At 40.6% G+C, this 13,977-nt stretch carries 15 protein-coding genes; all 15 read left to right on the plus strand.

Annotation, left to right across the window (positions count from 1 at the left end; genetic code table 11):
• Positions 1 to 84 precede the first annotated feature (84 nt).
• From ACIFOD_RS10040 to ACIFOD_RS10110, 15 genes are read left to right on the plus strand one after another with little or no spacing between them, the layout of a single operon-like run.
• Complete coding sequence (locus ACIFOD_RS10040; RefSeq protein WP_430314485.1) at positions 85 to 300, plus strand: flagellar FlbD family protein; 216 nt, start codon at positions 85 to 87, stop codon at positions 298 to 300.
• Positions 297 to 722: a flagellar basal body-associated protein FliL gene (fliL, locus tag ACIFOD_RS10045; protein ID WP_428973880.1), complete on the plus strand. Its 426-nt coding sequence runs from the start codon at positions 297 to 299 to the stop codon at positions 720 to 722. The genes ACIFOD_RS10040 and fliL overlap by 4 nt, the downstream gene beginning before the upstream one ends.
• A 32-nt stretch (positions 723 to 754) precedes the next feature.
• Complete coding sequence (gene fliM, locus ACIFOD_RS10050; RefSeq protein WP_113968215.1) at positions 755 to 1,753, plus strand: flagellar motor switch protein FliM; 999 nt, start codon at positions 755 to 757, stop codon at positions 1,751 to 1,753.
• On the plus strand, positions 1,743 to 2,912 hold the full coding sequence (gene fliY / locus ACIFOD_RS10055) for a flagellar motor switch phosphatase FliY (protein WP_430314486.1): 1,170 nt from the start codon (positions 1,743 to 1,745) through the stop codon (positions 2,910 to 2,912). The genes fliM and fliY overlap by 11 nt, the downstream gene beginning before the upstream one ends.
• A 27-nt stretch (positions 2,913 to 2,939) precedes the next feature.
• A complete protein-coding gene (locus ACIFOD_RS10060) occupies positions 2,940 to 3,302 on the plus strand; it encodes a response regulator (RefSeq protein ID WP_113968213.1) in 363 nt (120 codons plus the stop codon).
• 24 nt (positions 3,303 to 3,326) lie between these two features.
• On the plus strand, positions 3,327 to 3,959 hold the full coding sequence (locus tag ACIFOD_RS10065) for a flagellar biosynthetic protein FliO (protein ID WP_430314487.1): 633 nt from the start codon (positions 3,327 to 3,329) through the stop codon (positions 3,957 to 3,959).
• Complete coding sequence (gene fliP / locus ACIFOD_RS10070; protein ID WP_044337390.1) at positions 3,952 to 4,617, plus strand: flagellar type III secretion system pore protein FliP; 666 nt, start codon at positions 3,952 to 3,954, stop codon at positions 4,615 to 4,617. The genes ACIFOD_RS10065 and fliP overlap by 8 nt, the downstream gene beginning before the upstream one ends.
• A gap of 14 nt (positions 4,618 to 4,631) precedes the next feature.
• A complete protein-coding gene (gene fliQ, locus ACIFOD_RS10075; RefSeq protein WP_113968210.1) occupies positions 4,632 to 4,901 on the plus strand; it encodes a flagellar biosynthesis protein FliQ in 270 nt (89 codons plus the stop codon).
• A 4-nt stretch (positions 4,902 to 4,905) separates the two neighbouring features.
• A complete protein-coding gene (fliR, locus tag ACIFOD_RS10080) occupies positions 4,906 to 5,682 on the plus strand; it encodes a flagellar biosynthetic protein FliR (RefSeq protein WP_324748101.1) in 777 nt (258 codons plus the stop codon).
• Position 5,683: 1 nt separating this feature from the next.
• Positions 5,684 to 6,766 (plus strand): flagellar biosynthesis protein FlhB, encoded by a 1,083-nt coding sequence (flhB, locus tag ACIFOD_RS10085; protein ID WP_397551697.1) that lies wholly within the window; start codon positions 5,684 to 5,686, stop codon positions 6,764 to 6,766.
• Between the two features lie 18 nt (positions 6,767 to 6,784).
• Positions 6,785 to 8,821 carry a flagellar biosynthesis protein FlhA gene (flhA, locus tag ACIFOD_RS10090; protein ID WP_430314488.1) on the plus strand — a complete coding sequence of 679 codons (2,037 nt, stop codon included), beginning with the start codon at positions 6,785 to 6,787 and terminating at the stop codon, positions 8,819 to 8,821.
• Positions 8,818 to 9,975, plus strand: coding sequence for a flagellar biosynthesis protein FlhF (flhF, locus tag ACIFOD_RS10095; RefSeq protein WP_430314489.1), 1,158 nt, complete (start codon positions 8,818 to 8,820; stop codon positions 9,973 to 9,975). The genes flhA and flhF overlap by 4 nt, the downstream gene beginning before the upstream one ends.
• Entirely contained in the window at positions 9,956 to 10,816 is an 861-nt protein-coding gene (locus tag ACIFOD_RS10100) for a MinD/ParA family protein (RefSeq protein ID WP_430314490.1), read from the plus strand. Before flhF ends, ACIFOD_RS10100 begins: the two co-directional genes overlap by 20 nt.
• 9 nt (positions 10,817 to 10,825) lie before the next feature.
• Complete coding sequence (locus ACIFOD_RS10105; RefSeq protein ID WP_430314491.1) at positions 10,826 to 11,908, plus strand: protein-glutamate methylesterase/protein-glutamine glutaminase; 1,083 nt, start codon at positions 10,826 to 10,828, stop codon at positions 11,906 to 11,908.
• Between the two features lie 15 nt (positions 11,909 to 11,923).
• Positions 11,924 to 13,948 carry a chemotaxis protein CheW gene (locus ACIFOD_RS10110; RefSeq protein WP_430314492.1) on the plus strand — a complete coding sequence of 675 codons (2,025 nt, stop codon included), beginning with the start codon at positions 11,924 to 11,926 and terminating at the stop codon, positions 13,946 to 13,948.
• The last annotated feature ends 29 nt before the right edge of the window (positions 13,949 to 13,977 follow it).

The following is a 13,977-nucleotide window of genomic DNA, read 5'->3' on the forward strand; positions in this document are numbered from 1 at the left end:
TTCGTTAAAAAGGGAGGAAGGGACTGACATCTAACAGGTTTTACCTTAGGTTGAATCGGGGGATGGATGTCAGTTCTGAAATTTATGATCACGTTAACCAGACTGAATGGAAAGTCATTTACGTTGAATGCTTTATACATAGAAACAGTAGAAGCGTTTCCGGACACTACGATTCTATTAACAAATGGCAGACGATATGTTGTGAAAGAAACAGTGGATGAGGTTGACTCCCTTACACTTTCTTTCTTTCAAAAAGCAAATTTACTCAGCGTGCCCCATGAGGGAGGGAGTATCAGTTGAAGAGTAAAGCCCTGACAATCATGATGATCCTGTTGGTTACGATTACACTTGTCGGTGTGATTGCGTTAGTTGTTATTCTGAAGTTTTCAGGTGATGAAGAAGCGAAAGAGCCTTCCATAGAAGAAGTGATTGAAAACTCGGTGGACATACCTGAGACGACAACCAATTTAATGAGTAATGATTTCATTCGTATTTCCTTTAAGATTCAAACGGATAGTAAAAAAGCAAAAAGTGAGTTGGAAAAGAGAGATTTTCAAGTGAATAACATCATCATAGAAGAGCTTTCAGAATTGAAAGCAGAAGAACTGCAAGGGAAAAAAGGGAAAGAAATGATCGAAACGAAGGTTAAAGACAAGGTAAACTCCCTTATGCAAGAAGGAATGGTAGAAAAAGTCTATATCACCTCTATGATGATTCAATAAGAAAGCTATTATGAGTGTTTGGAGGTGAAGTGGTGGCGAGTGAAATTTTATCTCAAAGTGAAATCGATGCTCTCTTGTCAGCTCTCAATACAGGAGAGATGAGTGCAGATGATTTCAAAAAAGAAGAAGAAGAGAAAAAAGTGAAAGTGTATGATTTTAAGAGAGCTTTACGGTTTTCTAAAGATCAAATCCGAAGTTTAACGAGAATACATGAAAACTTCGCCCGGATCTTGACTACATATTTCTCTGCTCAATTAAGAACTTATGTTCAAATAAATGTTGCTTCTGCTGACCAGATCCCATACGAAGAATTTATCCGTTCCGTTCCGAAAATGACCATCTTAAACGTATATGAATTACCACCATTGGATGGAAGGATCCTTATGGAAATCAACCCCAATATTGCTTATTCGATGATGGATCGGGTGATGGGTGGAAGGGGAGTCAGCGTTAATAAAGTAGAGAATTTAACCGAAATTGAAACGAGAATTATGAGTCAGCTCTTTGAAAAGGCTTTTGAGAATTTAAGGGAAGCCTGGAGCACTGTGGCTGATGTAGATCCGCTTTTTGCGGAATTTGAAGTGAATCCGCAATTTCTTCAGATGGTATCACCAAATGAAACGGTTGTGGTTATTTCATTAAACACAACGATTGGTGAAACAAGTGGAATGATTAACATCTGCATTCCACACGTTGTACTCGAGCCGATCCTTCCGAAATTATCAGGAAGCTATTGGATGGAAAGCAAACGTAAAGAGAGCAAGCCGGAAGAAACGGCACATCTAGAAAGAAGAATCAAGAAAGCCCAAGTGCCGATAGTAGCTGAATTAGGACGTTCTGATATTTCAATTGAAGAGTTCCTTATGCTGGATATTGGTGATGTAATCGAAATGAACACCCGAATCGATGATCCATTAACGATCAGAGTGGGTGAAATTCCTAAATTTACAGCTCAGCCAGGAAAGTCAAATAAGAAACTGGCCGTACAAATTTTAGATTCGTTGAAGGGGGGAGACGACGATGATGAGTGATGATATGTTATCACAAGATGAAATTGATGCGTTGCTTCGTGGGTCTGCAGAGCCTGAAGAGGAAACAGAAGAACGCAAAGAGATAAATAGCAATGATTACATTAGTTCTATGGAAGAGGATGCTTTAGGTGAAATCGGGAACATCTCCTTTGGGAGTTCTGCAACGGCTTTATCCACGTTGCTCAATCAGAAGGTTGAGATAACGACCCCTAAAGTAACGATCATTGATAAAAATTATTTAGAAGAGGAATTTCCTCATCCGTATGTCGCCATTCAAGTTCAATATACTGAAGGATTTTCAGGAGTGAACCTGCTGGTGATCAAACAATCAGATGCATCCATCATCGCTGACTTGATGCTTGGTGGAGATGGAAGGAACCCATCCGGTGATTTGGGGGAAATCCAGCTTAGTGCCGTTCAAGAGGCAATGAATCAAATGATGGGTTCTGCTGCAACTTCCATGTCTACGGTTTTTAGTAAGAAAGTGGATATTTCACCACCTTCCATCGATTTGATGTACATACCTCAAGGAGAGGGAGAAGAAAACCTTCCTAATCAAGATCTATTAGTAAAAGTATCTTTTTCATTGAAAATCGGAGATCTCATTGATTCGAGCATCATGCAGCTCTTGCCCTTAAGTTTTGCCAAGAGTCTGGTGGATGAATTAATGAATGGTGGAGCTACTGACGAAGTTGCAGCAGCGGTTACACCGACCGTGGAACCTCCTGCTGCTCCACAAGCAGAGCCATATAGCGGTATGTATGAGGAACCTGTCCATGTTTCAAATCCGCAAGCGTCTCCTCAGCATTTGGGGGGGCAAGGGGTGCATGGAGAAACCGTAAATGTACAACCGGCTACATTTAGTCATTTTGAACCGACAACATTGGGACAACAGGAAACAAAAAATTTGAATATGCTACTAGACATTCCCTTGCAGGTTACGGTAGAGCTCGGAAGGACGAACCGATCTGTCAGGGACATACTCGAGTTATCGTCTGGTTCCATAATAGAGCTTGATAAATTAGCGGGAGAACCGGTTGATATCCTTGTAAACAGTCAGTTGATGGCTAAAGGGGAAGTAGTAGTGATAGATGAGAACTTTGGTGTCAGAATTACGGACATTGTAAGTCAAAGTGATCGTATAAAAAAACTTAAATAACTTAGACGATGATGGAGGATGACAATAATGGCTAATAAAATTCTAATTGTAGATGATGCGGCTTTTATGAGAATGATGATTAAAGATATTTTGACGAAAAATGGGTTTGATGTAGTAGGAGAGGCAGCCGATGGAAGTCAAGCTGTTGATAAATACAAGGAACTGAAACCTGACCTTGTCACCATGGATATTACTATGCCGGAAAAAGATGGTATTGCAGCTCTGAAGGAAATCAAAGCAGTCGACGCCGGTGCGAAAATCATCATGTGCTCTGCAATGGGTCAACAAGCAATGGTGATTGATGCCATACAAGCGGGTGCAAAGGATTTTATCGTTAAACCATTCCAGGCCGATCGTGTAATCGAAGCCATTCAGAAAGCTCTAAGCTAACAGATTAGTAAGAAGGTGCATGTATTGAAGAAGATTCAAATTCTAGTGAGTCTTATTGTTTTTATCATTACTGCAAATGCTGTGGATGTAACAGCATTTGCAGAAGTGAATAATGTCAAGGACTGCATAGAACATCCAGAGAAATGCAATGAGCAGCAAAATAATGAGGCTGACACCTCAGCCGCAGCTACCTCGGTTACTTTTTTGGATTATCTTAAAATGATCGTTGCTCTTATCTTTGTAGTTGCTCTCATATATTTTTTATTGAAATTTATCAATCAAAAAGGAAGATCCTTTCAACAAACGAAATTAATCAATCATTTAGGTGGAACGCCCCTCGGGGGAAATCGTTCTGTCCAAATTGTTAAGGTAGGCAAACAAGTACTCGTACTCGGTGTAGGAGAAGATATTCAGCTATTGAAAGAGATTCAGGATGAAAAAGAAAAAGAAGAGATACTATCCTTTTATCAGGACGCTCAATATCCTGATGCCAAAACAGCCGTTTCCAGTTGGTTAACAAAGGTAAAAGGTCCTTCTCAATCCTCTGACACAAGCTCATTTCAATCACATTTGAAATCACAACTGGAGGAAATGAAAAAGGGAAGAAAAAAGATGTTCAAGGATTTAAAGAAAGAGGAGAATCATTCCGATGAATGAATTCATGGAGTTTTTTAATAGTAGTTCTGCAGATAATGTATCGACAAGTGTTAAGCTGCTATTACTATTTACCGTCCTTTCACTGGCACCCAGTATTCTGATTTTAATGACATCTTTTACCCGGATCATGATTGTCCTATCTTTTGTCAGGACATCTCTTGCCACACAACAAATGCCGCCGAATCAGGTATTGATTGGAATTTCTTTATTTCTTACATTTTTTATCATGGCTCCAACTTTCCAAGAGGTAAACGATGAAGCATTGACCCCTCTTTTTAATGAAGAGATTAATCTTGAAGAAGCTTACGACAAGGCTTCGATCCCGTTTAAAGAATTTATGAGTAAGCACACAAGACAAAAGGATTTAGAGTTGTTCTTACAATATTCCGGGGCTGAACGACCCGAATCTGTGGAAGACATTCCTCTTACATCCTTGGTACCGGCATTCGCGTTAAGTGAAATTAAGACGGCTTTTCAAATAGGATTTATGATATTTATTCCTTTCTTAGTCATCGACATGGTGGTAGCGAGTGTCTTGATGTCCATGGGGATGATGATGCTCCCTCCTGTTATGATTTCATTGCCTTTCAAGATTTTACTGTTTGTGTTAGTGGATGGCTGGTATTTAGTAATAAAATCTCTTTTACAAAGTTTTTAAGTAGGTGAGTTTCAATGAATGCTGAATCTGTTATCGCGATCGCGGAGCGTGGAATATATGTAACCCTCATCGTTTCCGCTCCATTACTGCTGTTAGCCCTTATAGTAGGGTTGATCGTCAGTATATTTCAAGCAACAACACAAATACAGGAACAAACTCTTGCGTTTATTCCTAAAATCGTGGCGGTCTTGGTCGGGATTGTTTTCTTTGGACCTTGGATGTTAACGAAGCTTGTGACGTATACCTCACAAATCTTCTCAGATTTAACAAGGTTCGTAGGGTAAGAGAATGGAAGAGCTTGTACCCATTCTATCGGTTTACTTACTAGTGTTTGTTAGGGTTTCGGCTTTTTTTGTTACGATGCCCCTGTTTTCATACCGTAACATACCTGCACAACATCGGATCGCTTTTTCGGTGGTACTCTCCTGGGTCATGTATTATACGATTGAATCTACGGCATTTGAAATCAACGGTCACTATTTTTTGTTGATCATGAAAGAAGCCATGATCGGACTTCTCATCGGTTTTGTTGCCTATATGATTGTTACGGCCATCCAGATAGCCGGAGGGTTTATAGACTTTCAAATGGGGTTTGCCATTGCCAATGTAATCGATCCCCAGACAGGAGCACAAAGCCCCTTGATGGGTCAATATTTATATACATTTGCGCTTCTATTATTGCTTGCTCTTGATGGTCATCACCTGCTCCTGGATGGAATTTTTTATAGTTATCAGCTGATCCCGATTGATAGCCCGTGGATACCTTTTGGAGATGAGAGACTAATTGACTATGTTATGACATCTTTTAACTCAATGTTCATCATTGCTTTTCAAATGTCGATTCCTGTTGTTGCAACGCTGTTCCTTGTAGATGTGGCCTTGGGGATTGTGGCTCGTACTGTACCGCAGTTAAACGTCTTCGTCGTAGGGTTTCCTATCAAGATTGCCGTTGCATTTATCGTGCTGTTCATTGTAATGGGAGTGATGTTTGCTGTCATGCAGCAGCTTTTTGAAATGATGTTCGTGACCATGAGAGATTTAATGAAAATTATTGGAGGCACATAATTTGAAGTGGCTATCATTAGACCTACAGTTTTTCAGTGGGGAAAAGACGGAGAAAGCGACTCCGAAAAAAAGGGATGACGCGAGGAAAAAAGGACAAACAGCAAAAAGCCAGGATGTGAATACAGCAATCATCCTTCTTGCCGTTTTTTTATTCCTTACGTTCAGTGCTTCATATATTGGGAATATTGTGTTCGATCTTTTTAATCAAACCTTTCAGGAATACATGCTGATGGAACTGACAGAGAATACAGTTCAAGTCATAACCATGGATATTATGAAAGAACTTGCATTGCTTCTCGGTCCTATTATGTTAGTGGCCTTACTTGCCGGATTGGTTTCGAATTATATACAAGTAGGGGTCATGTTTACGACTAAACCGCTTGAGCCGAAGCTTGAAAAGATTGATCCGATTAAAGGGTTTAAGCGTATCTTCTCTTTAAGAGCAATCGTTGAACTATTAAAATCCATTCTGAAAATTTCCTTCGTAGGTGCGATCACGTTTGTCATTCTCTGGAAGAATATTGATCAAGTGTTAAGCTTATCGTTTAAATCAGTGGGGGATTCATTAGCGACGATGGCGAGCTTAACTGTACAAATGGGAATCGCTGCTTCACTAGCGCTACTATTCTTATCACTATTCGATTTTCTTTATCAGAAATATGATTTTGAAAAAAATATTCGAATGTCAAAGCAGGATCTAAAAGATGAACATAAAAACATCGAGGGTGATCCGCTGATTAAATCCAAAATTAAGCAGAGACAGCGTGAAATGGCCATGAGACGCATGATGCAGGAAGTTCCGGAAGCGGATGTGGTGATTACAAACCCTACTCACTTTGCCATTGCACTTAAATACGATGAGAATAAAATGGATGCGCCTTATGTAGTGGCGAAAGGCGTTGATTATCTAGCACAGAAGATTAAATATATCGCCACTGAAAACGACGTGGTGATGGTGGAAAATCGTCCTTTAGCCCGGTCCCTTTATGACTCGGCTGAAATAGGCGATGCCGTTCCGGAAGAATTTTTCAAAGCAGTTGCAGAAATTTTAGCTTATGTTTACCGAATAAAAAATCAAATGTAAGCAGTTAGGAGAGAAACAATGTCAGCAAGAGATTTATCCGTACTAGCCAGTGTCATATTAATCGTTGCCATGCTTATCATCCCGTTCCCATCCTGGTTATTAAGCTTATTGATCATCGTTAATATTTCACTTGCACTCCTTGTACTCCTAACCACGATGAATATGAATGAACCATTGCAATTTTCTATATTTCCTTCCTTATTATTATTGTTAACACTTTTTCGATTAGGTCTAAATGTTTCCACAACGAGATCGATCCTTAGTAAAGGTGAAGCAGGGGACGTTGTGGAAACCTTTGGAACATTCGTTGTAGGAGGAAATATTCTCGTCGGTCTCGTAGTATTCATTATCCTCATCGTGATCCAATTTATTGTCATAACAAAAGGATCTGAGCGTGTGTCCGAGGTTGCGGCAAGATTTACACTTGACGCAATGCCCGGTAAGCAGATGAGTATAGATGCCGATTTGAATGCCGGGATGATTTCAGAGCATGATGCCAGAAATCGTCGGGAGAAAGTAGGTCGGGAAGCAGATTTCTATGGTGCCATGGACGGGGCATCTAAGTTTGTTAAGGGAGATGCCATAGCCGGAATTGTCATTGTCATGATCAATTTAATCTTCGGTATTATTATTGGCATGACACAACAAGGGCTGCCTATCGCCGAAGCGGCAACCCGATATTCCTTACTTACAGTCGGAGACGGAATCGTCAGCCAGATTCCTGCCCTATTGATTTCAACAGCCACAGGCATCGTGGTAACCAGAGCCGCATCTGAAGGGAATCTGGGACAGGATATCATGAATCAGCTACTGGCTTATCCTGCGATGCTGTACGTAGCCGCCTTCACGATCTTCATGCTGGGTGTAGCAACTCCTATTAATGATATCTTAACTATTCCAGTGGCAGCCCTTATGGGGGTAGGAGCCTTCATGCTTTCACGGTCACCTAAGGAAACTGAATCTGACATGATGGAAATGGAAGAAGAAGTAGAGCAGGACGAAATGAAAAGTCCGGAGAGCGTCGTGAACTTACTGAATGTCGATCCCATCGAATTTGAGTTCGGATATGGTCTGATTCCCCTTGCTGATACGAATCAGGGAGGAGATCTCCTTGACCGGATTGTAATGATACGACGTCAATTAGCGATAGAGCTGGGGCTGGTCATACCTGTAGTGAGGATCCGGGACAATATACAACTTCAACCGAATGAATACCGCTTGAAAATTAAAGGCAATGAGATGGCTCGAGGAGAGCTTTTGCTTGATCATTATTTAGCCATGAGTCCGGGTGTGGAGGATGATTCCATTGAGGGAATTGATACAATCGAGCCATCATTCGGTCTTCCGGCTAAATGGATTTCAGAAGAAATGAAAGAGCAGGCAGAAATATTCGGATATACGGTTGTGGATCCGCCGTCAGTGGTGTCAACCCACATAACCGAAATGATTAAAACCAATGCTCATGAGCTACTGGGCAGGCAGGAGACGAAACAGCTCATTGATCACCTGCAGGAATCCTACCCGATATTAGTGGAAGAAGTGACACCGAATCCTTTAACAGTAGGTGAAGTACAAAAAGTATTAGCCAAGTTGTTAAAGGAAAATGTGTCTATCAGAAACTTGCCGATTATTTTTGAAACACTTGCTGACTATGCCAAAATGAGTTCAGATACAGATCTTTTAGCTGAATATGTCAGGCAATCGTTGGCTAGACAAATTACCAGTCAATATGTTCAAGGAGATGCTTCCTTAAAGGTTGTGACTATGGCAGGAAAGGTTGAAAAATTGATTGCCGACGCCATTCAACAAACGGAACATGGAAATTATTTATCCATGGATCCAAATGATTCTCAAGGAATCCTGGAGGCAGTCGCATCTCAAGTGGAACAGTTGTCTCTTATGGAGGAGTCACCGATTATTCTGTGTTCCCCTGCTGTGAGAATGTACGTAAGACAATTAACAGAAAGGTATTTTCCGCAAGTACCGATCATTTCATATAACGAATTGGAAGCAAATGTAGAAGTACAAAGTTTAGGGGTGGTGAATCTCGGATGAAAGTAAAGAAATATGCAGCACCTTCCATGAATGAGGCAATGAAAAAGGTCAGAGCAGAATTAGGGGATGATGCCGTCATACTAAACTCTAAAGTAGCATATACGGGTGGTTTCATGGGGTTATTCAAAAAGAAAATGATTGAAGTCATTGCGGCCATTGATCCAGAGGTTGAAAGTGAAAAGATAGAGATGAGTAGAATGAATGCGAAATCTGCACCATTCGCTCATCCTTCTCCACCCGAAAAAAAATACGAAGTTCCTAATAATTCGGTAGAGTCAGAATTAAAAGAACTAAAACAAATGATTTCTACTATTAAATCAAAAAATCAATTCGAGAAATTCGATGAAGATGTTCAAGAAATCTTGTTATTTCTAAAAGATCATGACATTAGTGATACTACTCTTTTCCGGTTGGGGGACTATCTAGAAGAGAGAATCAAGAGTGGATTTCTTCCAGGGAACAATCGAAATGAATGGGCTAAACAGGAAGTCAAACATTTTCTGGAGGGTCTTCTGAAAGGAATCGCTTTGGGTGGTATGAGTTACAAGAAGAAATACATTAACGTGATAGGCCCAACCGGTGTGGGGAAAACAACTACTCTAGCGAAAATGGCGGCTGAAGCAGTCATAGAGAAACGGATGAAAATAGCTTTCATCACGACGGATACGTATCGTATTGCAGCGATCGAGCAACTAAAGACATATGCAGGTCTGTTGAATGTTCCAGTAGAAGTAGTCTATAAAATAGAAGACTTTAAAAAAGCAATCGATAAATTTCAGGACTACGACCATGTTTTCATTGATACTGCAGGCAGGAATTTCAGAGAAAAGAAATATGTAGAGGATTTGCGGGGAATTATTGACTTTGACCACCAGATGGAGACGTTTCTGGTTCTTTCCCTGACCAGCAAGGAGAGGGATATGGAGGAAATCATTTCACAGTTTTCTTCTATTGACATTGATCGGTTCATTTTCACGAAACTAGATGAAACATCCAGTTACGGCTCTATGATCAATATGATGACAGAGGTCAAGATAGGTGCATCTTATGTTACGGTCGGTCAGGGTGTACCGGAGGATATTACCGAGGTGAATGTTGAAGAAATAGGTCATTTACTAATGAAAGGATTTCGATATGAGAGATCAAGCATATAACCTAAGGCGGAAAATGGTCAATGGCGACTCTTCCCCCGCTAAAACGATTGCAGTAGTAAGCGGAAAGGGTGGGGTTGGTAAATCGAATATCTCCACTAACCTTTCTGTTTTGCTTGGTAAAGAAGATAAGAAAGTATTATTAGTTGACCTGGATATCGGCATGGGAAATATTCATATTTTACTAGGAAGTCATCATTCTTACTCAATCATGGATTATATTGAGGAAAAAGAACTAGATATCGACACAATTATATGTGAAAATGTTCATGGTATCTCTTACATAAGTGGGGGGAATGGTCTTAAGAATATCGTGGAGTGGCAAGAGAAGCAGATAGAACGGTTCTTTGAAGTAATGGAGCATATAGTTCAAAAGTATGATTACATTCTTTTTGATATGGGTGCAGGAGCTACGAAAGAAACGTTGGAATTTCTCTTGGCGATGGATGAAATCATTGTTGTCACGACACCTGAACCTACCTCGATTACAGATGCTTACTCGATGATGAAATATATTTATATGAGGGATCAAGAGAAACCGTTCTATCTGATATGTAATCGGGCGGAATTCAAGAAGGAAGGTCTTGAAACGATTACGAGATTACAAGAAACGGTGAGGAAATTCCTTCATAAGGAGATCGTTTCTTTAGGGGTCTTACCTGAAGATTCAACGGTAAGGAAGGCGGTCATTCATCAAAGACCCATAGTCGTCGGATACCCTGCTTCAGCCATGACCTTAAGTCTTCGTACGATGTTGCATCAAATTGTCGGGGGACCTTTTCGACCAGTGAGTAATCAGACAGGTTTTTTAAAGAGTATGAGAAATTTATTTTTTGGGAGGTAAAATTCCTGAATGAAAAAAGTTCTAGTTGTAGATGATTCAGCATTTATGAGAAAACTTATTGGTGATTTTCTAACAGCCTCCAAACAGCTAGAAGTGATAGGAATTGCCAGAAATGGTGAAGATGCGATCTCAAAAATTAAAAAACTCCGTCCCGACGTCGTGACCCTTGACGTGGAAATGCCAAAGATGAATGGAATAGAAGCCTTAAGGAGAATCATGGGGGAATGTCCGTTGCCTGTTGTGATGCTCTCATCTACAACCAAAGAGGGGGCGGAGGAGACCGTCAAAGCCATGGAGCTTGGAGCTGTTGATTTTATCGCGAAACCTTCAGGAACCATTTCCTTGGACCTTCATAAAGTTCAAGATGAAATGGTTGAAAAAGTAATATCGGCAAGCAAGGTGAACATGACGAAAATAACCAGCGCTTTTCGAAAAAGGACAGAGTCGGTAGATTCAAGTAAACCTGCTAAAGGAGCTGTACCAACGTTACCTTCTGACCTTAAATGGACCAGGGATTCACCGAAATTGATCCTTATAGGAACATCAACAGGAGGTCCGCGTGCTTTACAGCAGGTGCTGACAGAATTATCTCCTCAACTGGATGCCCCAGTGGTAGTGGTACAGCACATGCCACCGGGCTTTACCAACTCACTGGCCATTCGGTTAGATGGTCAATCCGCCATTAAAGTGAAGGAAGCGGAGCATGAAGAAATCCTTCAAAAAGGAACAGCATATATAGCACCGGGTGGTTTTCATACAAAGGTGGTCGAGCATGGAGCACATTTAGCCTTTGAATTATCAAAGGAAGAAGCACCACGAAATGGTCACAGACCTTCCGTAGACGTATTGTTCGAATCCGCAAGCCTGCTTCGAAATTATGGGAAAATAGCTGTCATAATGACAGGGATGGGCTCCGATGGCTCTGAAGGATTAATCAAGCTGAAAGAAACGGGCGAAGTGAGGGCCATTGCGGAATCAAAAGAGACTTGTATTGTGTTTGGAATGCCGAAATCGGCTATCGCTACAAATTTAGTAGACAGCGTGGAACATATCGAGGATATTTCTCAATCTATTATGAAGTACATGTTGTAGAGAGGTGTGGAGCACATGGAATTGAGTCAATATTTAGAAGTTTTTATAGAAGAGAGTAAGGAAAACCTACAAACCTGTAATGAGCAATTACTGGAATTGGAGAAAAACCCTGAAAACCTTGCGATTGTTAATGAAATTTTTCGTTCAGCTCACACGTTAAAAGGAATGTCTGCAACGATGGGGTACGAAGATTTAGCAAACCTTACCCATAAAATGGAGAATGTTCTGGATGCTATACGTAATGAAAAAATTAAAGTGACACCAGAGATATTGGATGTAGTGTTTAAATCTGTTGACGACCTGGAAGCAATGGTCTTTTCTATCGCGGACGGGGGAGATGGGAAACGGGACGTGACAGAAGTAGTCACCCTCCTCCAAGCAATTGAAAAAGGTGAAAGTTTACAATCAGTAAGCAATGAAGCTGCCGCAACCATAGCGCCTGAAATACATACATTGTCCATGAAGTACGAAGCATTTGAACAAACCGTTATTCAGCAATCCTACGAGCAGGGTTTCCGATGCTTTGAAATTACCGTTTCCTTGCGGGATGACTGTCTGTTAAAAGCAGCAAGAGTATATATGGTTTTCGAAGTGCTGGAAAAACTCGGAGAAGTCATCAAGTCTTTCCCTACTGTCGATCAGCTGGAAGAAGAACAGTTCGATCAATCCTTTGTTATAGCTGTTGTATCAAAAGAGGATGCATGTGACATAGAAAAGAATATACGTAACGTCTCTGAGGTTGAAGAAGTCACGTTAATGGAACTGACCTCACAACATATTCACAATAAAGAAATGAATGCAATGGAGGAACAGTCACCAGTAGCAGTTGTAAGAGAACAGGAAGACATGATACCTAAAGAAACAAATAAAACATCAAAACAATCGAATCCATCGAGCAAAACGATACGTGTAAACATTGAGCGACTGGATGTACTGATGAACCTTTTTGAAGAACTTGTCATAGATAGAGGCAGATTGGAACAAATCTCAAAAGATTTAAATAATCCGGAATTAAATGAAACGGTTGAAAGAATGACACGGATTTCCGGAGACTTACAAAGCATCATCCTCACTATGCGGATGGTTCCTGTCGAAACGGTATTTAACCGCTTTCCCCGCATGGTAAGACAGCTTGCAAGAGATTTAAATAAGAAAATTGAATTAGAAATCATAGGGGCAGAAACAGAACTTGATCGGACGGTGATCGATGAAATCGGAGATCCACTCGTCCACTTAATTCGTAATGCCCTGGATCACGGAATTGAAATGCCTGAGATTCGCTCGAAAAATGGTAAGCCTGAGCAAGGGACAGTCAAGCTGAAAGCCTATCATAGCGGAAATCATGTATTTATTGAACTTGAAGATGATGGTGCAGGTATTAATAAACAGCGAGTGATGGAGAAAGCGATTCAAAAAGGAATTGTATCAGAAGAAGTGGCGCAAACCTTATCCGATCGACAAATCTATGAACTTATCCTGGCGTCAGGTTTTTCAACAGCTGACCAAATCTCAGACATCTCTGGTAGAGGTGTTGGATTGGATGTAGTTAAAGCGACGATCGAGTCATTAGGTGGTGCCATTACAATCGACTCCAGTGCTGGTCAAGGATCATTGTTTTCTATTCAATTGCCATTAACCTTATCGATTATTTCTGTCATGCTTGTTGAGATTGAAGCTGAGAAATACGCAATCCCCCTTTCTTCCATTATCGAGACGGCCATAGTCAAAAAAGAAGAGATCATGAATGCACATAATCAAAGAGTGATAGATTTCAGAGGCAAGGTGGTTCCTTTGTTATTCCTGGAGGATGTATTCGAAGTTCCTAAAGATTCAAAGGATGAAGAGTATTATTCTGTCGTAGTTGTCCGCAAAGGAGAAAAAATGGCAGGTTTGGTAGTGGATTCATTCATTGGTCAACAGGAAATCGTGCTGAAATCTTTAGGGAATTATCTTAATGATGTATTCGCCATTTCAGGTGCAACCATATTGGGTGATGGGCAGGTAGCACTGATTGTTGATTGCAATGCATTGATTAAATAGGAGGTAAGGGAAATGAGTGTAGTGTCAGA

Origin of the sequence: Rossellomorea sp. NRS-1567 (assembly GCF_050467885.1) — a bacterium.
GTDB classification, from domain to species: domain Bacteria; phylum Bacillota; class Bacilli; order Bacillales; family Bacillaceae_B; genus Rossellomorea; species Rossellomorea aquimaris_C.